The organism is Amycolatopsis sp. CFH S0740 (assembly GCF_004522315.1).
GTDB lineage: Bacteria > Actinomycetota > Actinomycetes > Mycobacteriales > Pseudonocardiaceae > Amycolatopsis > Amycolatopsis nivea.
Genome location: NZ_SDLS01000009.1, coordinates 206,071 through 232,268, shown reverse-complemented (window position 1 = coordinate 232,268; position 26,198 = coordinate 206,071). Strand labels below are relative to the sequence as shown.

Sequence of the window (26,198 nt, the reverse complement as noted above, 5' to 3'; positions counted from 1 at the left end):
TGATGGACGAGCTGGTTGTCCCTGGCTATTTCTTCGGCGGCTACGCACTGGCCTTCGCGTTGCTCTGGATCGCCGCCTGGGCCGAGCGGCGCAGCGCGGTCCTGGCGGCGGTTTTCCATGTTCTTTGCGGAATCACCGTCTCCCTCGCCACGCTGTACTGGTTCTCCGCCAGCTTGATCGTGCCGCCGCTCGCCTGGTACGGCGTGCCGCTGGTCGTCGCCGCGCTGCTTGCCTGGCGGGGCTGGCGCTCGCAGCACTGGGCGAAGCGCGTCGATTCAAGCGATCAGCCCAGCTTCGGTTTCCTTCCCCGGCAAGGGCTTGCCGTCCCGCGGGATCATCCCGACCCCTGGCCGAGCCGGGCCACGGTCGAGTTCACCCACCACGGACATCGGCTGCTCGGCATCGAGTATTCGACCGAATCTCCTTACCGGGACAGCAATTTCCGCCGGAAGTCGAAGCTGGCCGAGGCGCTCGGTTCGATCTGCTCGGTCGTGGAGCTGCGCGTCCCGAACGTGCCCGCGCTGACCATCTCGCCGAAGATCAAAGCCTTCGCCCCAGAGCACTTCACTCCGCTCGAAGACATGCGGATCACCCGCAACCAGTTCAGCTGGCTGCGGCCCGACACCACCCTGCACGAATTCGAGACCGACCCCGAATTCGACAGCCGGTTCTCCGTCTACGCCTCGGATCCGGACTTCGCCCGGGAGATGCTGACCGGCGAGGTCCGCGAGCTGCTCCTGAACGACCGGTTCTTCCGCGTGCACCAGGTCGCCTTCCGCGAGGACGCGATCTGGACCACCGACACCGGCGGGCTGACCGAAGACCGGATGTTCGACAACTCCCGCAAACTCGCGATGATCGCCGCCGCTGTCCCCTCAGCGATCTGGGAGAAGTGGGCGAATGACCGCCAATTCCGTGCAGTCGCGACCAGAGCGGACACCGCGTACGACGCATGGATCGGCAAACGCGGCGGATTCCTCCGCACGCCGCTGAACCGCAGGCGCGACGCACGCGACCGGCAGCCGGTCACCTCCATCTCGCTGACCGCGCGGACGCTCATCGCGCTCGCCCTGATCGCCGTCGGAATCGGACCGGCGGGCAACTCGATCGCCGTGCTGACGGGGCTGGCTCCGCAGGTGCAAGCGACGGTCACCGGGGCCAGCGGCGGCGGCACCCGGCATTGTGTGAGCACCACCGGCGGCCCGTCCTGCACCGTCGACCGGGCCGAGGTGTACGGAACCTACGAGCAGGGCGGCATCATCCACGAAATCACCGCCGAATGGAACAAGAACGAGCTTCCCGCGCGGGGCACCGTCGTCGAGATCGCAGTGAGCCCGTTCGGGGGAGATCGGGGCTACCAAGTCGGCTCGGTGTTCGCGGCCGTCGATCTCCTCGGTGCCCTGATCTTGCTTTTCCCCGGCCTGTTGCTGCTCAAGCGCACCTATGTGCCCAGCGTCCCTCGCCGGGTGAAGAAGCGGCGCGAAACCCTCGCCAAGGTCTGAGACCTCAGAGCCGGTGCCCGCAATCCGCGCAGAACACCGCGCCCGCCTTGGACTCCTTGCCACACTCTCCACAGTGGACAGTCGGGGCAAGCGAGCTTCCGCATCCGGTGCAGAACTTCCCGCCGTCCACCTTCAGGCCGCAGTCCGGGCAGGTGAGCTTCGCGCGGGTGCCCAGGTCCAGGTCCTTGGTCCAGTTCTTCTCGCGCGCCTTGTCCCAGATCTGGTCCCGCTGCGCCGCCGCCTGCGCGCGCGAGACCTCCTCCGCCACGCTGGGCGAACAGCGCAGGCACTGGCCGATTTCCTCGTTCCAGCACTGATCCGCGCACATCCAGTCGCTGCAGCCGCGGCACTGGCGGAAGCGCGGGGTGATCTCCTCGACGGCCGCGGTCAGCGCGCGGTCCTTCGCTGACGAGTTCGTCGCCCGGTCGTACTTCCACTGGTCCGCGGAGCTGCTCAACTGCTGCAGCGTCCCGCCGAAGAACGAGCCCACCGCGCGCAACATGCTGCGCCCGGTCTCCATCGCGTCCCGCTGGAACGCCGACCGGTACCCGTTTCCGCAGCGCTCGCAACGGAATTCGAACTGGTACCCCTGCGCGTTGGAGAGATCCGAGAAGTTGTCCGTGAACGGCACGACATCAGCCACGCGCGCGAAGCTATGCCAGCCGGATCCGAGCCGCGACCGTACAAGTACCGTCTCCGGACCCGCTACGCAGCGCGACCGGACCAAAGAGCGCGCGGCGGGGCTTTTTTGGCGGTTTCGCCGTGTTTAGTCGGATACCGACCGTAAGATGCCGGATTGGGCCATGACGGTATGGCAACCGAACACCAGGGGAGACGGCATGTCCGACGAGTTCGACCGGCTGGTCGCTGAATTCGACCGGTTCCAATCGAGGCTGCGACGGGTGGACGACCAGTTCGCCGGCATCGCCCAGATGCAGGAGGAACTGGGCGCGCTCGAAGCGACCGCGACGTCGCCCGACCAGTCGGTCACCGTCGTCTCCGGCCCGGGCGGGTCGATCAAGGACATCCGGATCACCGATGCCGCGCTGCGTCACGGCGGGACGGAATTGTCCGGGATGGTGATGGCGACCCTGCAGCAGGCGGTCGCCGAGTCCGCGCGGCAGCAGGCCGTGCTGGTGGACCAGCACACGGGCAACTCGATGCAGCTCACCGAGCAGGTGCTGGAAACCCAGGCCGAATTGCTGGGCACCGACGTCGAGGAATTGCGTGCCGCGATGGAGCGGGGCGCGCCCGCGCCGCAGCGGAGTGTCGAGGAAGAACAGCACGAGGACTATTCCGAGCGCGAGCTGCTGGCCGACCCCGCGGAGAAGACCCCTCCCCCGCCGCCACCGCCGTCCTCGGCCGGGTCCGCCGGGGACGACTTCCTGAAGAACCTGTTCGACGACGAGGACCACCGCTGATGGCCGGCTACCAGGTGCAGACGGCGAAGCTCTACGACTACTCCCGCCAACTGGCGGGCAACAAGACCGCGGTCGCCGGGGTCAAGGGCAAGGTGGCGCAGGCCGACGTCGGCGACGAGTCCTGGGGCGTCATCGGCATCCTCGTCAAGCACATGTACACGGACATGGTCAACGACCTGAAAGACCTGCTGACCTCGATGGAAACCGGCCTGCAGTCCGCGTCCGACAAGATCAACCGCGCCGGCCAGTTCTACGACCAGACCGAAGAGGACCACTGCCGCAGCTGGAAAGACGTCATGGGCAAGATCGACAACCTCGGCAGCGGACGGAAGTAGGGGGCGGGATGTCTGATCCGTTGGGCAAGATCGAGATCAAGCCGGAGGACGGCACCGGCAAGAAGATCGTCAACGCGCTGCCGGTGGTGGGCGGCGCGGTGAAGATCTACGACGCGGGCACCAGCGACGCGATCAAGGCAGGCGACACCGCGACCGGGCTGAGCGGGGTGGTTTCCGAGACGACCAACTTCGTCCAGTCGTGCGCGGAAACCGCGATGAGCATCAGCTCCGACCCGATCGGCTGGCTGGTCGGCCAGGGACTGAACTTCCTGCTGGCCGTCTGCGACCCGCTCCAGGACGCGATCCATTTCGTCAGCGGCGACGGCCCGGCACTGTCCAAAGCCGCCGAGAACTTCACGGCGATCGGGCGCGGGCTGGAGCAGTTCGCGCACCAGTTCAGCGAGCAGGCGAAGAGCTCGCTCTCGCAGTGGGAAGGCGGCGCGGCCGAAACCGCGGCGGAGAAGCTGGCCAAGTTCTCGACCGGGATCACCGGCACCGCCGACCAGGCCGGCGACATCGCGACGATGCTGCAGGTGTGCAGCATGGCGATGACCGTCATCGAGGACTTCATCAAGGCATTGCTGACCGAGCTGATCACCTGGCTGATCATGATCTGGATCCCGGCACTGGCCGCAGCGGTCCCGTCGTTCGGAGCATCCACCGCGGCGGCGGGCACGGCGACCGGGGTGCGCGCGGCGTCTACCGCGGGCAAGGCGACCAAGCAGGTCAGCAAGCTGCAGAAGCTGCTGGACATGATCAAGGACTTGATCGCCCGGTTCCAGACGTTCTTCAAAGCGGCCAAGGACGAGGTGGCCAAGATGGCCGTGGAAGGCGGCAAGACCACCGCCAAGCGGGCCAAGGACGGTTTCGGGAAAACCGTCGGCGGGAAGCTGCTGGACGAGGCACGGTCGCAGGTCGGGCTCCGAAGCCACGACAAGAACGAAACCGACCTGCCGGTCAAGCCAGGGAAACCGTTGGGACACTTGGAGAACGCGCGCAAGGCCGTCGAGTACGCGACGACCGGGGACGGAACTTCGGAAGACGAGACCAAAAAAGATCTGGAGTTCTGAGCCGTGGATCTCGCCCTCGCAGAGCACGACGCTTGGTACTGGCTCAGGCCGATCCTCGGACTCCTGGTCATGGTCGTGCTCCCGAGTTATCTCGGCTTCCGCTGGCATCTGAAGAAGAAACGGGCGAGACAAGCCCGGGAGGCCGCATTGCACGCGGTGCCCGAGGAACTGGGCGGATCCATGGTCGCCGATCTGAAATACGGGCGGCCCCGGTCCGCGCAGCGCCGGAAGCCTCTTGGCGAGCTGTACCGGCCGAAGACCATCTCGGAGGGCATGACCTTCCCCAGCAGTCCTCCGACCGTCGAGTTCGCGGCTGACCTGCCGCGGCGGGACCGGCAGTTCCGGGTCAGCGCGTACTGGTGCTCGCTCCGGGTCGGGGCCAACAGCTCCAGAAGGATCTACGAGTACACCATCGAAACCAAGGTCGGGCCGACGCCGAGCATGAAGATCGCCAAGGCGTACCCGACCGAACCGGTGCGGATGTTCGGGCGGACCATGGCGTATCTCAACTACCAGCAAAGGCTGTTCGAAGCGGAGGCGCAAACGTCGCCCTCGGCCGCCCGCTGGGAGCAATTCACGCCGGCCGAGAACGAGTTCACCGGATACGCCAGCGATCAGGACCTCTCGGCCCAGGTCATCGCCCCGGAGACCATGGACTGGCTGCGCGGCAACCATGAACTGCTTCCGGACCTCATCGGCCTCGAGCACGGGTGGTGCTACGCGGTGTACCGGGACGAGATCGACCCGGCGACCCTGGTCGCCAGAATCGACCTGATCGCCGACTTCCTCGACCGGATCAACGTGCCCGCCACGGTCTGACCCCGCATACAGCGAAACGCCCCCGGCCGAAGCCGGGGGCGTTTCGTTCAAGCGGAGCGGATCAGCGGAAGTCGCGACCGAAGTCGTAGTCGTCCAGCGGAACCGCGGCGCCGGTGCCCGAACCGAACACGTCCGGGGTGTAGTAACCGTCGTCGTAGGACGGGATCGCGTACGCCGCGACCCGCGCCTCCTCGGTCGGCTGCACCTGGATGTTCCGGTACTTGTTGATGCCCGTACCGGCCGGGATGAGCTTACCGATGATGACGTTCTCCTTGAGGCCCACGAGCTTGTCCGAGCGGCCGTTGATGGCCGCGTCGGTCAGGACGCGCGTGGTCTCCTGGAACGAGGCCGCCGACAGCCACGAGTCCGTGGTCAGCGACGCCTTCGTGATGCCCATCAGCACCGGACGGCCCGAAGCCGGCTCGCCGCCCTCGGCGACCGCGGCCCGGTTCGTCGCCTCGAACTTCGTCCGCTCGGGCAGCTCGCCCGGCAGGAAGTCCGTGGCTCCGGAGTCGATGATCGTCACGCGGCGCAGCATCTGCCGCACGATGACCTCGATGTGCTTGTCGTGGATCGACACACCCTGCGCCCGGTACACCTTCTGGACCTCGTCCGTGAGGTGCATCTGCGCTTCGCGCGGGCCCATGACGCGCAGGACCTCGTGCGGGTCCGGCGTGCCCTCGAGCAGCTGCTGGCCGACGTTGACGTGGTCGCCGTCGCCCAGCGGGCCGTTCGGGGTGTTCGCGAGCCGCTGCCGCTTGGACAGCTTGTCGAAGACGATCTCCTCCGACCCGTCGTCCGGGATCAGGGTGATCTTCCAGAACCGCTCGCTCTCCTCGATCCGCACGCGGCCGTCGACGTCCGCGATCGGAGCCTTGCCCTTCGGCACCCGAGCCTCGAAAAGCTCGGTGACACGGGGCAGACCGGTCGTGATGTCGTCACCGGCGACACCACCCTGGTGGAACGTACGCATCGTCAGCTGCGTGCCCGGCTCACCGATCGACTGGGCGGCGACAATGCCGACCGCCTCGCCGACGTCGACGAGCTGGCCCGTCGCCATCGAACGGCCGTAGCAGGTCGCGCAGACACCGACCGCCGACTCGCAGGTGAGCACCGAGCGGACCTTCACCTTCGAGATGCCGCTGGAGAGCAGCTTCTCGATGGCCGGGTCGCCGATGTCGTCGCCCGCGTTCAGCACGACGTTGCCCTTGGCGTCCACCGCGTCCGTCGCGAGGTTCCGCGCGTACACGGAGGTCTCGACGTGCTGGTCGCGCACGACCTTGCCGTCGCCGAGGTCCTCGCCGATCGGCATCATGATGCCGCGCGTGGTGCCGCAGTCGATCTCGCGGACGATGACGTCCTGCGAAACGTCCACCAGACGACGGGTCAGGTAACCCGAGTCCGCGGTACGCAGCGCCGTGTCCGCCAGACCCTTCCGGGCGCCGTGCGTGGCGATGAAGTACTCCGCCACCGACAGGCCTTCACGGAAGTTCGCCTTGATCGGACGCGGGATGTACTCACCCTTCGGGTTCGACACCAGACCACGCATACCGGCCAGCGAACGGACCTGGGTCATGTTGCCGGCCGCGCCCGACTTCACGATCATGGCGATCGGGTTGTCGTCCGGCAGCGCCGTCTCCATGATCTTGTGGACCTCTTCGGTCGCCTGCGTCCACACCTTGACGAGCTCGTTGTTGCGCTCGGCGTGGGACAGCTGACCGCGCTGGTACCGCTTCTCGACCTGGTCGGCCTTGCCCTCGTACTCGTCGAGAATGGCCTTCTTGCCGACCGGGGTCAGCACGTCCGAGATCGCGACCGTGACGCCCGAGCGGGTCGCCCAGTAGAAACCGGCGTCCTTGAGCTTGTCCAGCGTCTGCGCGACCTGCGTCATCGAGTACCGCTCGGCGAGGTCGTTCACGATGGCCGCCTGCCGCTTCTTCGGCATCGGCTCGTTGATGAACGGGTAGTCCGCCGGCAGCAGATCGTTGAACAGGACGCGGCCCAGCGTCGTCTCGGCCAGCCACGGCTTGCCCGGCTCCCAGCCCTTTTCCGCGAGCGCCGCCTCGTCGGCCTTCGCGGGCTGACGGTCGGTGACGCGGATCTTGACCGGGGCGTGCAGGCTCAGCGCCTTGCGGTCGAACGCCATGATCGCCTCGGCGGGCGACGAGTACGCGTTGCCCGCGCCCTCGGCGTTCTCGTTCAGCCGGGTCAGGTGGAACAGGCCGGTGACCATGTCCAGCCGCGGCATGGCGAGCGGACGGCCCGACGCCGGCGACAGGATGTTGTTCGCCGACAGCATCAGGATCCGGGCCTCGGCCTGCGCCTCGGCCGACAGCGGCAGGTGCACCGCCATCTGGTCGCCGTCGAAGTCCGCGTTGAACGCTTCGCAGACCAGCGGGTGCAGCTGGATGGCCTTGCCCTCGACCAGCTGCGGTTCGAAGGCCTGGATGCCCAGCCGGTGCAGGGTCGGCGCACGGTTCAGCATCACCGGGTGGCCGGTGATGACCTCTTCGAGCACGTCCCACACCTGCGGCCGCGAGCGCTCCACCATCCGCTTGGCGGACTTGATGTTCTGCGCGTGGTTCAGGTCGACCAGCCGCTTCATGACGAACGGCTTGAACAGCTCGAGCGCCATGTCCTTCGGCAGACCGCACTGGTGCAGCTTCAGCTGCGGACCGACGATGATGACCGAACGGCCCGAGTAGTCAACACGCTTGCCCAGCAGGTTCTGGCGGAACCGGCCCTGCTTGCCCTTCAGCAGGTCGGACAGCGACTTCAGCGGCCGGTTGCCCGGGCCGGTGACCGGACGCCCGCGGCGGCCGTTGTCGAACAGCGCGTCGACGGCCTCCTGCAGCATCCGCTTCTCGTTGTTGACGATGATCTCGGGCGCGCCGAGGTCGATCAGCCGCTTGAGCCGGTTGTTCCGGTTGATCACGCGGCGGTACAGGTCGTTCAGGTCCGACGTGGCGAAGCGGCCACCGTCGAGCTGCACCATCGGGCGCAGGTCCGGCGGGATGACCGGGACGGCGTCGAGCACCATGCCGCGCGGGTCGTTGCCGGTCGCCTGGAACGCGGCGACGACCTTGAGCCGCTTCAGCGCGCGGAGCTTCTTCTGCCCCTTGCCGTTGCGGATGGTGTCGCGCAGGCTGTCGGCCTCCGCGGCGACGTCGAACTCGGTCGCCAGCTTCTGGATCGCTTCCGCGCCCATGCCGCCGGTGAAGTACTCGCCGTACCGGTCGATCAGCTCGCGGTAGAGCAGCTCGTCGGCGATCAGCTGACGCGGCTCGAGCTTCGTGAAGGTCGTCCAGACCTCCTCGAGGCGGTCCAGCTCGCGGCCGGCACGGTCGCGCAGCTGGCGCATCTCGCGCTCGCCGCCCTCCTTGACCTTGCGGCGCACGTCGGACTTCGCGCCCTCCGCCTCCAGCTCGGCCAGGTCGGCTTCCAGCTTCTGCGCGCGGGCCTCGATGTCGGCGTCGCGCTTCGTCTCGAGGTTCTTGCGCTCGACGCCGATCTCGTTCTCGAGGGTCGGCAGGTCGTTGTGCCGCAGCTCCGTGTTCACGCCGGTGATCACGTAGGCCGCGAAGTAGATGATCTTCTCGAGGTCCTTGGGCGCCAGGTCCAGCAGGTACCCGAGGCGCGACGGAACGCCCTTGAAGTACCAGATGTGGGTGACCGGCGCGGCCAGCTCGATGTGGCCCATCCGCTCACGGCGCACCTTGGCGCGAGTGACCTCGACGCCGCAGCGCTCGCAGATGATGCCCTTGAACCGGACGCGCTTGTACTTGCCGCAGTAGCACTCCCAGTCCCGGGTCGGACCGAAGATCTTCTCGCAGAAGAGCCCGTCCTTCTCCGGCTTGAGGGTCCGGTAGTTGATGGTCTCCGGCTTCTTGACCTCGCCGAAGGACCACTGACGGATGTCGTCGGCAGTAGCAAGACCGATCCGGAGTTCGTCGAAGAAGTTGACGTCCAACACGTCTTTTCTTCCCTCTTTCCTTGAGGATTAAAGCCTTTGTGGCCCCGGGATCAACCGCACCTCAGGGGTACCGTGACGGCAGCCGGCCACGGTACCCCTCCCAGCGCGACGGTCCTCGAAAACGCGACCACACTTGGAAATGCCGGAGAGGCGGGCTAGTGCACGACGTCGTCCACGCTGGGCGACTCGTTGCGGGACAGGTTGATGCCGAGGTTCGCCGCTGCGCGCTCGAGGTCCTCGTCGTCGGAGTCGCGCATCTCGATCGCCGCGCCGTCGCTGGAGAGCACCTCGACGTTGAGGCACAGCGACTGGAGCTCCTTGAGGAGCACCTTGAACGACTCCGGGATGCCCGGCTCGGGGATGTTCTCCCCCTTCACGATCGCCTCGTACACCTTGACGCGGCCGACCACGTCGTCCGACTTGATCGTGAGCAGTTCCTGCAGCGTGTAAGCCGCGCCGTAGGCCTGCATCGCCCAGCACTCCATCTCGCCGAAGCGCTGGCCGCCGAACTGCGCCTTACCGCCCAGCGGCTGCTGGGTGATCATCGAGTACGGGCCGGTGGAGCGGGCGTGGATCTTGTCGTCGACCAGGTGGTGCAGCTTCAGGATGTACATGTAGCCGACCGACACCGGGTACGGGTACGGCTCGCCGGAGCGGCCGTCGAACAGCGTGGCCTTGCCGTTCTCCTTGACCATGCGCTCGCCGTCGCGGTTCGGCTTGGTCGCCCCGAGCAGCCCGGTGAGCTCCTCTTCCTTCGCGCCGTCGAACACCGGGGTCGCGGTGTTCGTGTTCGGCGCGACGTCGTAGAGCTCCTGCGACAGGTTCTTCGCCCAGTCCGGGTTGCCCTCGATCGTCCAGCCCTGGGAGGCCAGCCAGCCGAGGTGCAGTTCGAGGATCTGGCCGATGTTCATCCGTCGCGGCACACCGTGGGTGTTCAGGATGATGTCGACCGGGGTGCCGTCCTCCATGAACGGCATGTCCTCGACCGGCAGGATCTTGCCGATGACACCCTTGTTGCCGTGCCGGCCGGCGAGCTTGTCGCCCGGCTGGATCTTGCGCTTCTGGGCCACGTAGACGCGGACCAGCTCGTTGACGCCCGGGGGCAGCTCGTCGTCGTCCTCGCGGGAGAACACCCGGATGCCGATGACCTTGCCGGTCTCGCCGTGCGGCACCTTCAGCGAGGTGTCGCGGACCTCGCGCGCCTTCTCGCCGAAGATCGCGCGGAGCAGGCGCTCCTCCGGGGTCAGCTCGGTCTCGCCCTTCGGCGTGACCTTGCCGACCAGGATGTCGCCGTCGCGGACCTCGGCGCCGATGCGGATGATGCCGCGCTCGTCGAGGTCGGCCAGGACCTCCTCGGAGACGTTCGGGATGTCCCGGGTGATCTCCTCGGCGCCCAGCTTGGTGTCGCGGGCGTCGATCTCGTGCTCCTCGATGTGGATCGACGTCAGCACGTCGTCCTGCACCAGGCGCTCGGAGAGGATGATCGCGTCCTCGTAGTTGTGGCCCTCCCACGGCATGACCGCGACGAGGAGGTTCTTGCCGAGCGCCATCTCACCGTTCTCGGTGGACGGGCCGTCGGCGATGACCTGGCCCTGCTCGACCCGGTCGCCCTCGTTGACGATCGGCCGGTGGTTGAAGCACGTGCCGTGGTTGGAGCGGCGGAACTTGTACAGTCCGTAGCTCTTCCGCGTGCCGTCGTCGTGCATGATCGTGATGATGTCCGCGGACAGCTCCTCGACCACGCCCGCCTGCTCGGCGACGAGGACGTCCCCGGCGTCGACCGCGGCGCGCAGCTCCACGCCGGTGCCCACGTACGGAGCCTGGTTGCGCAGCAGCGGAACAGCCTGCCGCTGCATGTTCGCGCCCATCAGCGCGCGGTTCGCGTCGTCGTGCTCCAGGAACGGGATCATCGCGGTGGCGACGGAGACCATCTGCCGCGGCGACACGTCCATGTAGTCGATCTCGAGCGGGTCGATCAGCTCGACCTCGCCGCCCTTGCGGCGGCCGAGGACCTTGGACTCGACGAAGTGCCCGTCGTCGGTCAGCGGCGCGTTGGCCTGCGCCTTGACGTAACGGTCTTCCTCGTCCGCGGTCAGGTAGTCGACCTGGTCGGTGACCTGGCCCTCGACGACCTTGCGGTACGGCGTCTCGATGAAGCCGAACGGGTTGACCCGCGCGTACGAGCACAGCGAGCCGATCAGGCCGATGTTCGGGCCTTCCGGCGTCTCGATCGGGCACATCCGGCCGTAGTGCGACGGGTGGACGTCGCGGACCTCCATGCCGGCGCGCTCACGGGACAGACCGCCCGGGCCGAGGGCCGAAAGACGACGCTTGTGCGTCAGGCCCGACAGCGGGTTGTTCTGGTCCATGAACTGCGACAGCTGCGAGGTGCCGAAGAACTCCTTGATCGCCGCGCCGATCGGGCGGATGTTGATCAGGGTCTGCGGCGTGATCGCCTCGACGTCCTGCGTGGTCATGCGCTCGCGCACGACGCGCTCGGTGCGGGAGAGGCCGACCCGGATCTGGTTCTGGATCAGCTCGCCGACGGTGCGCAGGCGGCGGTTGCCGAAGTGGTCGATGTCGTCGGTCTCGACCGGCACCTCGACGCCGGCGGAGCTCGTCATCTTGTCCTCGCCGGCGTGCAGCCGGACCAGGTACTCGATGGCCGAGACGATGTCCTCTTCGGTCAGCGTGCCGGTCTCGTACGGGGTGTCGAGGCCCAGCTTCTTGTTGACCTTGTAGCGGCCGACCTTGGCCAGGTCGTAGCGCTTCGGCTTGAAGAACAGGTTCTCCAGCAGCGTCTGCGCGCTCTCCTTCGTGGGCGGTTCGCCCGGGCGCAGCTTGCGGTAGATGTCGAGCAGCGCCTCGTCGGTGCCCGCGGTGTGGTCCTTCTCGAGGGTGGCCAGCAGCGTCTCGGAGAACGAGAAGCGCTCGCGGATCGCCTCGGTGGACCAGCCGAGCGCCTTCAGCAGCACGGTGACCGGCTGGCGGCGCTTGCGGTCGATGCGGACGCCGACGGTGTCGCGCTTGTCCACGTCGAACTCGAGCCACGCGCCGCGGCTCGGGATCACGCGCACGCTGAAGACGTCCTTGTCGGTCGTCTTGTCGACACTGCTGTCGAAGTACACGCCCGGAGAACGCACCAGCTGGGACACGACGACCCGCTCGGTGCCGTTGATGATGAAGGTGCCCTTGTCGGTCATCACCGGGAAGTCGCCCAGGAAGACCGTCTGGCTCTTGATCTCGCCAGTGTTGTTGTTGACGAACTCGGCGGTGACGAACAGCGGGGCCGCGTACGTCATGTCCTTGTCCTTGCACTCCTCGATCGAGGCCTTGACCTCGTCGAAGCGCGGAGCGGAGAAGGAAAGGGACATCGAGCCCGAGAAGTCCTCGATCGGCGAGATCTCGTTGAGGACCTCTTCCAGACCGCCGACCGGGTTTTCTTCGCCTTCGTTGACGCGGCGCTCGAACCACGCCTCGTTGCCGGTGAACCACTGGAACGACTGGATCTGGACGTCAAGCAGGTTCGGGGTGGAGAGTGGCTCGCGGATCTTCGCGAAGGAGACCCGCTTGGGCGCTCCGGGGATTCCCGTGGCCTGCGCGCGGGATTCAGCCGAGGTGGTCGCAGCAGTGGCCTGGTTCGCGGGAGAGACTGCCAAGATGCGTCCTTCCGGGGACAATGAGCGGTGAGCAGCCGCGATGGCAACAGCTGTCGCGGACTGTCAGGGGTGCCGTGTGCCCACTATCCTAACTACCGGCTCCGGGCAGCCTGAAAGAGGGCAGCGCAAAGAAGCAGTCTAGCCCCGATGACGCGGTCTGTCCAGGGGGCACTCCCGACGGGGCCCAGCCTGCATCGCGTCACCTTGGGGCAGTGCGTCTCCCTGAGCCTCACTGCGTCCTTCCGGCTCCCGGTTCGCCCGGGTTTTCGCGCCCCTCCCGCAAGGTTCGCGTTCCCCGGCCGTGACCGTTGGCAGTAAGCGTGAACCCACGCGGCTTTGGAGTCAAGATGCCGCGCGGCTCTCCCGCCGGTTGGCGCAGCGTCGAACCCGGACAGCACAGGGTGACCGATCCGGCCGCGGTCCCGGTTACCGCCGGGTACCCCGGGGCAGCCGCGCAGGTCGGCCGGACAGCGACGCAGGTGGGCGGCCTGCGCCCGGTTTCGGCGGCGGTTTCCGCATCGGCGCGGCGGGCGCGGGATGGATCACATTCCGCGAGCGGCCGGGTGCTTCGCGACGGACGAAAACAGGGGAACTCCGGGCAGCTCGGCACCCGATTCCGGGTCCCCCGGACAGGGGTTGCGCACCAATGCCAGGGACTTAAGCCGCGCCGATTCCGCCCGCTGACCGTCCACAAGGGACGTTACCGCCGCCGAATGCCCGATTCATCCCCGCCTGACCGTGTCTTGNAGGGACGTTACCGCCGCCGAATGCCCGATTCATCCCCGCCTGACCGTGTCTTGAGGTCCGTGAGGGGAACCCTGAGGGAATCTGATTCCCTCAGGGTGGCCCTCACGACCCGCATCCCGCGTCCCAGGCCAGGCGAGACCTTCGACCTGGGCGGACGCGGCTCGAACGCACCCGCGACGCCGCCTTAAGTTCCTGGTATTGGGGGGGTTGCGCACGCCGGAAGCGACGCTTGGCAACGGATGCGTCCCGGTGATCAACTGGCGGGGCCCGAACTCCCCGGAGGTGCGCACGATGCCCGGACCCGACGCGTCGCTTCCCGACCTGGTCCTGCGCAGGCTGGCGATCAGCGAACAGGTCGCCGCCGCGAAGTTCGGGGCCGGGCGGCCGGTCGACGATCCCGTCCGCGAGCAGCGGGAGCTGGCCCGCGTCCGGGTGCTTGCCCGCGAAATCGGCCTCGACCCGGATCTCGCCGCCGGGTTCCTCTCGGATCAGATCGCCGCCAGCAAGCAGATCCAGCATCAGCTCTTCACGCACTGGAGCGCGCATCCCGGCGACCTGCCCGAGGGCGGTCCCGACCTGTCGGTGCTCCGGGCCGAATTGGACGGCCTCACGGTCTCTCTGCTGAACCGGCTGGCCGTGACCGGCTCGGAGGCCCTGGAGCCGCCGGAGAGCCCGGATGAGCTGAAGGAGCCGCTTCGGACGGCGTTCCGGACGCTGGCACGACAACGGCCCGCCCCCGGAGGTTCCGGGAACGGGCCGTGACGACTGCTCAGGACGCTTACTTCGACGGCGGAGCCGAAGCGGGCGCGGACGGCGCCGGTGCACCGGCGGCCGGTGCGGCGGCCTTGTAGGTGTCCATGTCGGTGATCTTCCACGTGTTGCCCTGCAGCTGGGCGTCCACGTGCATCTGCGCCGTGCCCGCGGCGGTCTGCTTCGTGTCCGCGCGCGTCGACGTCTGGTCGATGAACAGCATCACCCTGGCGAGGTCGCCGTTCAGCCGGATCACCGCGCTGCGGGTGACCTTGCAGGTCACGACCACCTTCTGCTCCGGCGCGAGCTTCTTGACCTGGCCCATCAGCGCGTTGTAGCTCGTCTTGACCTGGTCGGTGGCGAGCAGCTGGTTGGCCGCGTCCTCGGTCTTCTTGATGTTGTTGAAGTCGTAGGAGAACAGCGTCTCGATGGCCTTCGAGACCTGGTCCTTGACCTGCGCGGTCTTCGCCACGTCGAGCACCGCGCGGTTGCTCGTCGAATCGGCCGCGTCCGAACCCTTGACCTGGAAGATCACCGCCGCGGCGACCAGTGCCAGCCCGACCACCAGCAGCAGTGCGACGCGCACGGTGTTGCGGCTGACCACGGACCGCTGAGCCGGTACCTCGGCGGCTTCCTCCGCCCGGGCCTTGGTCTCGGCTTCCTCGACGTCCGAGGGCTTCTCCGAACCGGTGTCGCGCTTCTTGCGCCGCGGGCTCGGCCGGGCCGGTTTCTCGTCCTCGACGGTCTCGCCGGTGAGCGCGTCGACCTCTTCGGCCGGGGCTTCCTTGGTTACCCCGGAGACCTCGGCGGCGTCTTCCTCGACAGGGGTCTCCGCGACCTCGGCCGAAGCAGGCTCGGTCTCGGTCGAAGCGGGCTCAGGGTCGGCCGGGCGCACCAAGCCGCCGCGGGGGATCCGCAGCTCCTGGGTCACCTCGGCCGGATCCGCGTCGGGGAGCGGCCGCGGCCGGGGGCGCGGCTTGGGCGAGGCCGCCGGCACCGCCGGGTCCGACGGCTTGCGCAGCCCGGCGACCTTCGGCTTGCGAGCCGGTGGCGTGCTGCTGCTGCGCGGTGGCTGGCGACGGGAGGGGGGCACTGCGGAACTCCGATCTGCGGGTGAAGCTACTTGCCGGCGGCGACGAGCGGCACTTGGTCGATCCCGGACAGCTTCCACTTGCCGTCGACCCGGGTCATCTGGACCTCGAGCCGCAGCGCCTTGGTGGCGTTCTTCCCGCCCGCCGAGGTGTCCGTGCTGATCGCGGCCAGGAAGCTGGCCTTGCCGTCGTGGTCGTTGAGCTCCTCGACCGCGATGTCCTGGATCGTGGTGGTGACCTTGACCTTCTGGTCGGTCAGCGCCTTCGAATAGTTCGGCTGGGCCTGCTCGATCTGCTTGGCCATGTCGTCGCTGGAGACGTCCTTCTGCTGCTGGAAGTACGTGTCCAGGTGCTGGTAGTCGACCTGGGTGTAGGCCAGCACCGCCGCGGTGCCGTCCTTGAGCACGTCGTCGCGCGCCGAAGCCAGCTCCCGGTCGCCGTCCATCTCCGCGACCAGCCACATGATCCCGAACACGATCGCCACCACCAGCGCGGCGAGAGCGAACGCCCCGGATCCGAACAGCCACACCCGCGGCGATCCGGGAAGCGTCCACTTTTCCTTCGCCGCCACCGCCGTTGCCGGTTCGGGCGTATCAGCGGTCACCTCTTCCTCGGCGACCGCGTGCTCGGCACTCATAACACTCCAGAGTAGGTAACAGTCATCAAATCCCGGTCAGCCGAGTCCCAGCAGCGAGCCCATGCTGTTCAGGGACACCCCGGGGCTGCCGACGACGCCCGGCACCTGAGCGTCGCGCTGCTCCTGCAGCTGCTGCGCCGGCCGGTTCTGGTTCGCCGCGATGTCCTGCTGCGACGGCTGCACCGGCACGCCGTTGTACGGCGCGTTCTGGGAACCCCGGACGTTGATCGGGCTGCCCTTCGGCTCGGCACAGTAGGCCTTGTCGTCCTCCGGCCGGGGCGAGGTGTCCGAACCCGGACGGTACTGGCTGTAGGGCAGATAGCCCTTCGTGCACGACGGCGGGTTGAACAGGTTCAGCACCAGGCCGAGGTGCGCGGTCCCGTCGCCGGGGGCCACCGACGGCGCGGCGGCCGCCAGTGCCGGATAGGTCACCAGGCCCTGTTCGAGGCCGTCCAGCCGGGTCACGGTCAGGTTGGCCGTCGTCAGCAGGTTCGCGGTCAGCGCGCCGAGGCCGGGCCCGGTCTCCTTGAGCACCTGGCTGATCTGGGTCGCCACCTGCGGGGTGACGCCGATCAGCTTGCGCAGGTCGCCGTCGGAGTTCTTGAGCGTCCCGCTGAGCTGGTTGAGGCTCTTGGAGAAGGACGCGAAGTTCGACGCCTCGTCGTTCTGCGTGTCCAGCACCTGGCCGCCTGCCTGCAGCAGCTGCACGGTCTGCGGCAGGTACTGCTGCGCGGTGGTGGTGAAGCTGCGCGCGGTGTCGAGCAGCTTCTGCAGGTCGCCGCCGGTGCCGCGGAACGCGTCGTAGGACTCGTCGACGACCTTCCGCAGCGCGTCGGTCGGCACCGAGGCCGACAGCGAGTCGAGATCGCCGAGCAGCCGGTCGGTGCTGACCGGGGTGCTCGTGCGGGCGGCCGGGATCACCGAACCGCTCGCGAGGTACGGGCCCTGGTCGTTCTTCGGCCGCAGGTCGACGTACTGCTCGCCGACCGCGGACCGGTTGGCGACGACCGCGTCGAGGTCGGCGGGCACGCGCGGGGCCGACGGGTCGATGTTCAGGTCGGCCTCGAGCCCGCTCTGGGTCAGCCGCAGCTGCCCGACGCGGCCGACGTTGAAGCCGCGGTAGGTGACCTCGGCGTTGGTGAAGATCCCGCCGGATTCGTTGAGCTGCAGCTTGACCGTGTACCCGTTGCTGCCGAACACCGTGCCGAGGCCGGCGAACCGGATCAGCGCGTACACGATGGCCACGACCGAGATGATGGCGAAGACCACCAGCTGGATTTTCGTCCTGCGCAGCAACATCAGCCAGCACCTCCGGAAAGCACCCCGAACAGGCCGGACAACCCGCTCTGCGACGGCTGCCCGCCGCCCTGGCCGCCGGTCGAGGACGGAGCCTGCTGCTGTTGCTGCGCGGGCTGGCTGCCCGGGAACGACAGCGGCGGCGGCTGGTTCGCGGGCGAGCCTTCGACGCCGCCGGTCAGCCCCGGCGCGGGAATGAGCCCGTTGAGCCCGTTCTGCCTGCTGCGGCCGAGGTTGTCGATGACGTCCTTGAGGTTCAGGTCGACCTTGGCGAACAGGTTGAAGTAGTCGCCCTTGACGTCGTTGTAGGCCTGGTCGGTGAACGGATAGGTCAGCAGGATCTCCAGCGCCTTCGGCAGGTCGCTGCCCGCCTCGCCGAGCTTCTGCAGCGTCGGCGTGAGCGCCTTGAGGTCGGCGACCAGGTCCGCCTTGCTCTTGTTGACCGTGTCGGTCGCGACGCCGGAGAGGTTGTTGAGCGCGTTCAGCATGGTCACCAGCTGGCCGCGCTGCTGCTCCAGCACCCCGAGCCCGGGCCCGAGGTTGTCGACCGCGCCGACCAGCTTGTCCTTCTGGTCCCGCAGCGTCATGGACAGCCGGTTGAGGCCGTCGAGCGCGCGGGTGATGTTGGCCGACTGGTTGTCGAGGTTGGTGACCAGTTCGTTCGCGTTGGCCAGCAGCGCCTTGATGTCCGGCTCGCGGCCGGCGGTGGCGTTGTTGAGTTCCTTGGTGATCGTGTTGAGCTGCTCCACGCCGCCGCCGTTGAGCAGCAGGGACAGCGCGCCGAGCACCTCCTCGACCTGGACGTCTCGGCCGGTGCGTGCGAGCGGGATGGTCGCTCCGTTCGCCAGCTGCCCGGTCGCCTCGTCGCCGCCCGGCGAGGCCAGCTCGACGTACTTCTCGCCGAGCAGGCTCGACTGCTTCACGTTGGCCATCGCGTTGGCTGGCAGCTTGACGTCTCCGTTGACCTCGACGGTCACCTCGGCGTGCCAGCCGTCCGGCGTCAACCCGATCGACTTGACCTGCCCGACCGGCACCTCGTTGACCTTCACCCCGGACTGCGGGACGAGGTCGAGCACGTCCTTGAACTGGATCTTCAGCGTGTACGGGTGGCTGCCGAGGTCGGCCCCGCCGGGCAGCGGGACGTCGTAGACGCCGTTGAACGCGCAGCCGCTCAGCACGAGCGCGGACACCGTGGCGAGCGCTCCGCCCGCGGCGAACTTCGTCAGTCGCTTCACGTCAGCTCCCCTGCGTCCCGTAGACCTGGCCCTGCAGCGGGAGCGGCAGCGGCGGCAGCTGGCCGTTCTGCATCGCCTGGATAACCTGCGCGGTGGACGGCAGCGGAACCACGCCGTCGACCACCTTGGCGATGCCGTCGCAGGCATTGCCGAGCAGCTGCTTGGTCACCGAGGTCTGCTTGAGCAGGCTGCAGACCATCACCAGCGGCGGCTGGGTCAGCTCGTTGAGGTTCGGCCGCGCGTCGAGCGTGCCGGACGAGCCGTTGTAGACGCCGACGATGTTGGACAGCGCGACCGGCGCGACGTCGAGGATCTCGGCGAGCGAGCTGCGCTGGTCCACCAGCACCTTGGTCACGCTGGCCAGTTTGTCCACATTGGACTTCAACCGGCCGCGGTTGCGTTCGATGAAGCCCTGCACCGACTGCAGCGTGGTGCCGAGCTGCTGCACGGTCTGGGCGAGATTGTCCTTCTCCCCGGCGAGGAATCCGCTCACGTCGGCGAGCTGGCTCTCGAACTGGCGCACCTGGCCGTCGCTGTTGGCGAGCGACTGGGAGAACTTGCCGAGGTTCTGCACCGTCTGGAAGAGGTCGTCCTTGTTGCCCGCCAGCGTTCCGGACGCCTGCCCGAGCTTGGTGATCGTGTCGTGCAGCGCCTTGCCGTTGCCGTCGAGGTTGTTCGCGGCGGTGTTCAGCAGGTCCGAGAGCGAGCCGTTCTTGTTGGCCCCGTTCGGTCCGAGCGTCTCGCTGACCTTGGCGAGGCTGGCGGCGAGCTGGTCGACCTCCAGCGGAACCTCGGTGCGGTCGAGGCCGATCGTCGCGCCGTCGGAGATCCGCGGTCCGCCAGTGTAGGCCGGGGCGAGCTGGACGTAGCGGTCGCTGACCAGCGACGGCGACACGATGACCGCCTTCGCGTCGGCGGGCACCGCGACCGAGCGGTCGTATTCGAGGTCGACCCGGACCTGGTTGCCCATCGGCTGGATCTTGGTCACCGTGCCCATGTCCACGCCGAGCATCCGGACGCTGTTGCCCTCGTAAAGGCCGACGGCGCCGGAGAAGTACGCGGTCAGGTGGTTGCGGCCGGCGTCCTTCAACGTCCACCAGAGCGCGCCCGCGACCACGAGCGCGAGGACGATCGCGATCGTGAAGCCGCGGGTGAGCGACTGGCCGAAGCGGGTGTCGGTCATTTGGAGTTGCACCCCTCCGGATTGAGCGGGCCGACCGAAGGAAGCACCAGGCCGCAGATGTAGTTGTCGAACCAGTGCCCGGTGCCGATCGTGTTGTTGAAGACCCGGATGAACGGCGCGAACTTACTTATCCCCTGCGCCAGCGAGTCCTGGTTGCGCTGCAGCATCGACGTGAGCTGGTCGAGCTGGGTGAGCACCGGGTTCAGCTGGCCGTCGTTGTCGTCGATCAGGCCCTGCAACTCCGTCGACAGGTGCTTCGAACCGTCGAGCAGCGTCTTGATCGCCTGCTCGCGCTTGCCGATCTCGTCCAGCAGCTGGTTGCCGTCGGTGATCAGCTTCTGCACCTCGGCGTCCCGGTCGACGAGCGTCTGCGACACCTGGCGCGTGTTGGCCAGCAGGTTCGCCAGCTGCGAATCGCGCTTGGCGATCGTGTCCGACAGCTTCGACAGCCCGGACAGCGCGCCCTTCACGTCCTGCGGCGTGTTCGAGAACGTCTGGGTGATCGCCTCGAAGCTCTTCGACAGCTGGTTCGTGTCGATCGCGTCGACCGTCTGCGACAGGCCGCGGAACGCGTCGAGCACGTCGTACGGCGACATCGTCCGGTCGCGCGGGATCGGCGAACCGGGGTCGAGGTTGCCGTTGCCCTGCGGGTCGAGCGCGAGGTACTTCTGGCCGAGCAGCGTCTTGATCTTGATCGCCGCCGTGGTCTTGTCGCCCATCCAGGCGTCCTTGACCTTGAACGACACCTTGACGTTCGGGCCGTCGAGCTTGATGTCGGACACCTTGCCGACCTTCACGCCCGCGATCCGCACGTCGTTGTCCTTCTGCAGCCCGGCCGCTTCGGAGAAGTCCGCGCTGTAGGTGGTGCCCCCGCCGATCACCGGCAGGTCCTCGGAGTTCATGGCGGCGACGAGGCCGAGCGCCATGACCGCGATGCCGACCAGCGCGATCGGGATCGGGTTGCGTTTCTGGAAGGACTTCATGGCTTGCACCTGTCCCGGTTCACCGGCGCGAGCGTGAAGTCCGTCGGCGGCAGCAGCCCTGGCACGCCCACCGTCCCGGTCATCTCGCAGGAGTAGAAGTTGAACCACGAGCCGTAGTCGGCGGTGCGGGTGAGCGCACTGACCTTCTTCGGCATGAACTGGATGAAGTGCTCGACGAGCGGCTCGTTCTGGTTCAGGTTCGTGGTGAGCTTGCCCAGAGCGGCGATGTCGTCCTTCAACGGAGCCCGCGCGTCGGTCAGCAGACCGGCGGTCGTGTTGGCCAGGTTGCCCAGCCCCTCGATCGCGTCGCCGATCGGCTTGCGGTCCGCGGCGAGGCCGGACACCAGCTGCTGCAGCTTCACGATCAGGTCGTTGAGCTGCGGGGTGTGCTGGTTGACCGTGTCGAGGACCGAGTTGAGGTTGTCGATGACCTCGCCGATCACCTGGTCCTTGTTGGCGATCGTGGTAGCCAGCGAAGCGGTGTGCGACAGCAGGCTTTCCACCGTGCCGCCCTCGCCCTGCAGGACCTGGATGACCTCGTACGACAGCTTGTTGACGTCGGCCGGGTTCAGCGCGGTGAACAGCGGCTTGAAGCCGTTGAACAGCTCGGTCAGGTCCAGCGCGGGCGTGGTGCGCTCGAGCGGGATGGTGTCGCCCGGCTTGAGCGTCGCGCCGCTGGTGTCGTCGCCCTCGCCGAGCGAGACGTAGCGCTGGCCGACCAGGTTGCGGAACTTGATCTGCGCGGTGACGCCTGCCGGGAGCTTGCGTCCGGAGTCGACCTCGAAGTCCACCTGCGCCTGGCGCTTGTCGACGATCTTCACGTCCTTGACCTGGCCGACGCGGACGCCGGCGATGCGCACGTCGTCGTTCGGCAGCAGGAGCGTGGCGTCGGTGAACCGCGCGGAGTAGGCGCTCGTGCTGGTGGTGTTGATGTTCGCGATGCTGATGCCGAGCACTGTCGTGAACAGCACCGTGACGACCACGAAGATCGTCAGCTTGATCAGCGGTGCGGCGAGTCCCCTCACTTGACCGTCACCTCCGTGCCCCGGTAGAGCGGGCCGACGAGCAGCGAGCCCCAGCCCGGGAACTGGTTCTGCGAAATCCCCATCTCCGGGCTGACCAGCGCGGCGAGGAAGTTGTTCTCGGCCGCGGTGTTGACCGGGTTCCCGCCCGACGTGCCGCCGCCGTTGACCCCGGCCGCGTCCGCCTTGAAGTTGGCCGGGTTGAGGCCCTCGCCCACGGTCTTCGGAGCCGCGCCCTGTTTGGTGCCGTCCTTGAACGGGCCGTCCGGCGGTTGCTGCGGGAACGGGTCCGGCGCGGGGTTGAGGTCGTAGCAGCGCGGACCGCGCTTGTCCTCGAACCGCGGTTCCTCGCCCGGCTTGTACGGCCCGCGGTTGACGACGACCTCGATGGTCGCGTTCAGGCCGGGCTTGCCGTTGTACTTGCCCAGCGCCGCGTCCGCGACCGGCACGACCTTCGCCATCTGCTTCAGCACGCACGGGTATTCCGGCGAGTACTTGGCGAGCAGCTCAGCGGTCGGGCGCGCGGTGCTGGCGAGGCTGATCAGGTTCTGCGAGTTCGCCTCGAGGAACGACTGCAGGTCCTGCGACGCGGTGGTGAGATTGCCGTAGAGGCTCGACAGGTTCGCCTGCTCGGCGACCACGGTGCGCGTGGTCGTGCTCAGGTTGTCCAGGCTCTGCACCAGATCCGGCGTCGCGTTGCTCAGGTGGCCGGAGAACTCCGCGAGCGCCTGGAGGTTGTGCTGCAGCTCCGGCTCGTGCGGGTTCAGCTCGCCGATGTACTGGCCGAGCTGCGAAAGCGTTTCGCCGAGCGGCTTGCCGCGGCCCTGCAGCGCGGTCGAGATCGCGGTGAGCGTGCTGGACAGCTTCTGCGGCTGCACCGCCTGCAGCACCGGCATCAGGTGTTCGAGCGCCTGGTCCAGTTCGACCGCGCCGGAAGTGCGGTCCTGGGTGATCACGTCGCCCTGGGAAAGCGTCCTGCTCGACGGGTCCTGCGGAATCTGCAGCGACACATAGCGTTCGCCGAACAACGTCTTGGGAAGGAATCGCGCGGACACGTTCTCCGGAATCAGCTTCACCGACTCCGGATCCATCGCCAGCGTCAGTTCCGCGCCGTTCTCGGTCGCCTTGATGTCCTGCACCGAACCGACGATCAAACCGCGGACCTTCACGTCCGACTGCTTGAGCAGCTGGTTGCCGATGTGGCCCGCGTCGAGCTTCACGGTGACGAACTTGCTGAACGCCTTGTCGTACATCGCGATGCTGAGCGCGATCCCGCCGACGAGCACCGCCACCAGCAGCAGGCCGAGCAACCTGCGCCGTAGTGTGGTCATCCCGCAATCCTCACCGTGACGTCGGTTCCCCAAATCGCGAAACCGATGAAGAAGTTCACGACCGAAACCGTGACGATGGAAAGCCGCACCGCGCGGCCGACGGCCACGCCCACCCCGGCGGGCCCGCCGCTGGCCCGGTACCCGAAGTAGCAGTGCGAAAGAATGATCAAAACGCTGAAGATCAGCACCTTGATGAACGAATAGAGCACGTCTTGCGGTGGTAGGAACAGGTCGAAGTAATGGTCGTAGGTACCCGCGGATTGTCCGTAGATATAGATAACGACCAGCCGTGAGGCGAGGTACGAGCTCAGCAGGCCGATCACGTACAGCGGGATCACGGCCACGAACCCGGCGATGATCCGCGTGGTCACCAGGTACGGAAGGCTCGGCACGCCCATCACCTCGAGCGCGTCGATCTCCTCGGAGATCCGCATCGCGCCGAGCTGCGCGGTGAAGCCCGCGCCGACCGTCGCCGACAGCGCCAGCCCGGCGACCAGCGGCGCGATCTCGCGGGTGTTGAAGAACGCGGTGAGGAAGCCGGTGAAGGCCGAGGTGCCGATCGAGTTCAGCGCCGAGTAGCCCTGGAGGCCGACGAGGACACCGGTGAACAGCGTCAGGCCGACCATCACGCCGACCGTGCCGCCGATGACCGCGAGCGAGCCGGAACCGAAGCTCACCTCGGCCAGCAGCCGCAGCACTTCCTTGGTGTAGCGGCGCAGCGTGCGCGGCGTCCACAGCAGAGCCCTGCCGTAGAACGACATCTGGTCGCCGAGCGTGTCCAGGGTCTCCAGCGGGCGGTTGGCGATCCGCTTCGCCCCCGAGAGGAACGTCATGATCAGTCCAGCTTTCCGGGCACGAGCTGCAGGTAGATCAGCGTGATCACGAAGTTCACGACGAAGAGCAGCAGGAACGTGATGACCACCGACTGGTTCACCGCGTCGCCGACGCCCTTCGGGCCGCCGCTCGGGTGCAGGCCGCGGTAAGCCGCCACGACCGCCGCGATGAAGCCGAAGATCAGCGCCTTGATCTCGCCGACCCAGAGGTCGGGCAGCTGCGCGAGCGCGGAGAAGCTGGACAGGTACGCGCCAGGGGTACCGCCCTGGAGCACGACGTTGAAGAAGTAGCCGCCGAGCACGCCGATGACGCTGACCATGCCGTTGAGCAGGAGCGCGACGAGCATCATGGCGAGCGTGCGGGGCACGATCAGGCGCTGGACCGCGGAGACGCCCAGCACCTCCATCGCGTCGATCTCCTCGCGGATGGTCCGCGCGCCGATGTCCGCACAGACCGCGCTGCCGCCCGCGCCGGCCACCAGCAGCGCGGTGACCAGCGGACTGGCCTGCTGCACGGTCGCCAGCACCGAACCGGCACCGGTGTAGGACTGCGCGCCGAGCTGGCGGGCGAGCGCGCCGAACTGCAGCGAGATGACCGCGCCGAACGGGATCGCGACGAGCGCCGTCGGCAGGATCGTCACGCTCGCGACGAACCAGGCCTGCTGGATGAACTCGCGGAACTGGAACGGGCGCTGGAAGATGCCGCGGATGATGTCGAGGCCGAGCGCGAACAGGTTCCCGGTCTCCCGCAGCATTCCGTAGCCGGGGATCTTGGCCGTGCTGGTGGTCACGCGCCACCCTGCCCGTGCCGGGGCGACCGGCGGTCCGCGGCGCCGGGGATGCGCGCGACCTGGTCGGCGGGGAGCTGTCCCTGGTGCTGGTTGGGCACCGGACCCGGCGAGCTGACCGGAGGCAGCTGCTGAGTGTCCTCGGGACCTGGCTGATGGTGGAAGGCGCCGGGGTTGGGCCGCACGTTGTAGTGCCGCTGCTGCTCGGGCGTCAGGGATTCGATGATCCCTTCCTGCGCGCTCGGCGGGAGCGTGTGCAGGATCCGCATGACGCGGTCCATCCGCCGCTTCGCCCCTGCGCGCTCCGGCACGCCCGGGCTGACCTGCATCTGCGGCACCACGCCGCGCACGTCCTCGTTGAGCACGTCGCCGTGGCCCGCCTCGGCCTCGGCCTGCTCGCGGGCCATCTGGGCGCTGTCCTTCTCCTCGGACATGCCGATCGGGCCGAGCTTGCGGCCGTTGAGGAACTGCTCGACCACCGGTTCGTCGCTGGTCAGCAGCACCTCGCGCGGACCGAACATGACGAGTTCCTTGCGGAACAGCATGCCGAGGTTGTCCGGCACCGTGCGGGCGAGGTTGATGTTGTGCGACACGATCAGGAACGTCGCGTCGATCTGGGCGTTGACGTCCAGGAAGAGCTGCGAGATGTAGGTCGTGCGGACCGGGTCGAGACCGGAGTCCGGCTCGTCGACCAGGATGATCTCCGGGTCCAGCACGAGGGCGCGGGCGAGGCCGGCGCGCTTGCGCATACCGCCGGAGATCTCGCCGGGGAGCTTCTTGTCCGCGCCGGCCAGACCGGTGATCTCGAGCTTCTCGAGCACGATGCGGCGGATCTCGGTCTCGGACTTCTTCGTGTGCTCCCGCAGCGGGAAGGCCACGTTGTCGAAGAGGTTCATCGAGCCGAACAGCGCGCCGTCCTGGAACAGGACGCCGAAGAGCTTCCGGATCTCGTACAGCTTGTGCTCGGAGCAGGTGACGATGTCGACGCCGTTGATGACGCATCGTCCGCGGTCCGGCTTGAGCAGGCCGATCATCGACTTCAGGAACACGGACTTGCCGGTTCCGGACGGGCCGAGCATCGCCGAGACCTCGCCGGGAGGCAGGGTCAGCGTCACGTCCCGCCAGATGGTCTGCTTTCCGAAGGACTTCGTCAGACCTTCGATGACCACCTCGGCACCCATCGCACCTCCAGGAGCTGTTCCGCGTCGTCGCGCACCGCCGCCCCGTCACCGCTGGCAGCGGCGGAGCTCGCGCGGCGAACTCCGCTTCAACCAGGTGCAACGAGCTGAGCGCGAACAGGTTACTCACCAGTTTTGTTCTCTGGCCAGCCCCCGTGCACACCTCACGCGACGGGGATCCAGTACGGCGACCGCTGGCAGCACGGTAGTGCACGTCACGTTCGGGCGCAGATCCAGATGGCCGACTTCCGCTCACCCTGACGGGTTAACCGGCGGAAACGCGGCAAACAGGGGGTGACCCGGGGTCGCCGGACACGCGGTTTGTTCGCCTGAACGAGGGTGTCG

At 67.6% G+C, this 26,198-nt stretch carries 20 protein-coding genes; 6 read left to right on the top strand and 14 right to left on the bottom strand.

Annotated elements, in window-relative coordinates; translation table 11 throughout:
* Positions 1-2 precede the first annotated feature (2 nt).
* On the top strand, positions 3-1,502 hold the full coding sequence (locus tag EIZ45_RS18415) for a hypothetical protein (RefSeq protein ID WP_134663739.1): 1,500 nt from the start codon (positions 3-5) through the stop codon (positions 1,500-1,502).
* Positions 1,503-1,506: 4 nt separating this feature from the next.
* On the opposite strand, the gene EIZ45_RS18410 is transcribed toward EIZ45_RS18415, so the two are convergent.
* Positions 1,507-2,145, bottom strand: coding sequence for a zinc ribbon domain-containing protein (locus EIZ45_RS18410; protein ID WP_238608650.1), 639 nt, complete (start codon positions 2,143-2,145; stop codon positions 1,507-1,509).
* Between the two features lie 196 nt (positions 2,146-2,341).
* On the opposite strand from EIZ45_RS18410, the gene EIZ45_RS18405 reads away from it, so the two are divergent.
* The 4 genes from EIZ45_RS18405 to EIZ45_RS18390 are packed head-to-tail and all read left to right on the top strand — an operon-like array spanning position 2,342 to position 5,147.
* Entirely contained in the window at positions 2,342-2,923 is a 582-nt protein-coding gene (locus tag EIZ45_RS18405; RefSeq protein ID WP_134663738.1) for a YbaB/EbfC family nucleoid-associated protein, read from the top strand.
* A complete protein-coding gene (locus tag EIZ45_RS18400) occupies positions 2,923-3,258 on the top strand; it encodes a hypothetical protein (protein ID WP_134663737.1) in 336 nt (111 codons plus the stop codon). Before EIZ45_RS18405 ends, EIZ45_RS18400 begins: the two co-directional genes overlap by 1 nt.
* Positions 3,259-3,266: 8 nt before the next feature.
* Positions 3,267-4,328, top strand: a complete 1,062-nt coding sequence (locus tag EIZ45_RS18395) for a hypothetical protein (protein WP_134663736.1) — start codon at positions 3,267-3,269, stop codon at positions 4,326-4,328.
* Positions 4,329-4,331: 3 nt separating this feature from the next.
* Entirely contained in the window at positions 4,332-5,147 is an 816-nt protein-coding gene (locus tag EIZ45_RS18390; protein ID WP_134663735.1) for a hypothetical protein, read from the top strand.
* 61 nt (positions 5,148-5,208) lie between these two features.
* Here EIZ45_RS18390 and EIZ45_RS18385 read toward each other — a convergent pair whose 3' ends face one another.
* Together EIZ45_RS18385 and EIZ45_RS18380 are read right to left on the bottom strand one after the other, a co-directional pair.
* Complete coding sequence (locus EIZ45_RS18385) at positions 5,209-9,120, bottom strand: DNA-directed RNA polymerase subunit beta' (protein ID WP_037816286.1); 3,912 nt, start codon at positions 9,118-9,120, stop codon at positions 5,209-5,211.
* Positions 9,121-9,275: 155 nt separating this feature from the next.
* A complete protein-coding gene (locus tag EIZ45_RS18380; protein WP_134663734.1) occupies positions 9,276-12,779 on the bottom strand; it encodes a DNA-directed RNA polymerase subunit beta in 3,504 nt (1,167 codons plus the stop codon).
* Between the two features lie 1,038 nt (positions 12,780-13,817).
* Here EIZ45_RS18380 and aroQ point away from each other — a divergent pair.
* Complete coding sequence (gene aroQ / locus EIZ45_RS18375; RefSeq protein ID WP_134663733.1) at positions 13,818-14,288, top strand: gamma subclass chorismate mutase AroQ; 471 nt, start codon at positions 13,818-13,820, stop codon at positions 14,286-14,288.
* 16 nt (positions 14,289-14,304) lie between these two features.
* Here the strand turns inward: aroQ and EIZ45_RS18370 are convergent, their stop codons facing one another.
* The 11 genes from EIZ45_RS18370 to EIZ45_RS18320 are packed head-to-tail and all read right to left on the bottom strand — an operon-like array spanning position 14,305 to position 25,856.
* Positions 14,305-15,369 carry a hypothetical protein gene (locus tag EIZ45_RS18370; protein WP_240690674.1) on the bottom strand — a complete coding sequence of 355 codons (1,065 nt, stop codon included), beginning with the start codon at positions 15,367-15,369 and terminating at the stop codon, positions 14,305-14,307.
* Positions 15,370-15,395: 26 nt separating this feature from the next.
* Entirely contained in the window at positions 15,396-16,004 is a 609-nt protein-coding gene (locus EIZ45_RS18365) for a hypothetical protein (RefSeq protein ID WP_037816289.1), read from the bottom strand.
* A gap of 36 nt (positions 16,005-16,040) precedes the next feature.
* The gene (locus EIZ45_RS18360) at positions 16,041-17,303 is read right to left on the bottom strand and encodes an MCE family protein (RefSeq protein ID WP_037816290.1); all 1,263 of its coding nucleotides are present in this window, start codon (positions 17,301-17,303) and stop codon (positions 16,041-16,043) included.
* Positions 17,303-18,526 (bottom strand): MCE family protein, encoded by a 1,224-nt coding sequence (locus EIZ45_RS18355; protein ID WP_037816463.1) that lies wholly within the window; start codon positions 18,524-18,526, stop codon positions 17,303-17,305. The genes EIZ45_RS18360 and EIZ45_RS18355 overlap by 1 nt, the downstream gene beginning before the upstream one ends.
* 10 nt (positions 18,527-18,536) lie before the next feature.
* Positions 18,537-19,718, bottom strand: coding sequence for an MCE family protein (locus EIZ45_RS18350; protein ID WP_037816291.1), 1,182 nt, complete (start codon positions 19,716-19,718; stop codon positions 18,537-18,539).
* Complete coding sequence (locus EIZ45_RS18345; RefSeq protein WP_134663732.1) at positions 19,715-20,701, bottom strand: MCE family protein; 987 nt, start codon at positions 20,699-20,701, stop codon at positions 19,715-19,717. Before EIZ45_RS18345 ends, EIZ45_RS18350 begins: the two co-directional genes overlap by 4 nt.
* On the bottom strand, positions 20,698-21,726 hold the full coding sequence (locus EIZ45_RS18340) for an MCE family protein (RefSeq protein ID WP_037816293.1): 1,029 nt from the start codon (positions 21,724-21,726) through the stop codon (positions 20,698-20,700). The genes EIZ45_RS18345 and EIZ45_RS18340 overlap by 4 nt, the downstream gene beginning before the upstream one ends.
* A complete protein-coding gene (locus tag EIZ45_RS18335) occupies positions 21,723-23,054 on the bottom strand; it encodes an MCE family protein (RefSeq protein WP_134663731.1) in 1,332 nt (443 codons plus the stop codon). Before EIZ45_RS18335 ends, EIZ45_RS18340 begins: the two co-directional genes overlap by 4 nt.
* Complete coding sequence (locus tag EIZ45_RS18330) at positions 23,051-23,887, bottom strand: ABC transporter permease (RefSeq protein WP_037360186.1); 837 nt, start codon at positions 23,885-23,887, stop codon at positions 23,051-23,053. The genes EIZ45_RS18335 and EIZ45_RS18330 overlap by 4 nt, the downstream gene beginning before the upstream one ends.
* 2 nt (positions 23,888-23,889) lie before the next feature.
* Positions 23,890-24,642 (bottom strand): ABC transporter permease, encoded by a 753-nt coding sequence (locus EIZ45_RS18325; RefSeq protein ID WP_051165981.1) that lies wholly within the window; start codon positions 24,640-24,642, stop codon positions 23,890-23,892.
* Between the two features lie 32 nt (positions 24,643-24,674).
* On the bottom strand, positions 24,675-25,856 hold the full coding sequence (locus EIZ45_RS18320) for an ABC transporter ATP-binding protein (protein ID WP_037816295.1): 1,182 nt from the start codon (positions 25,854-25,856) through the stop codon (positions 24,675-24,677).
* Positions 25,857-26,198 lie beyond the last annotated feature (342 nt).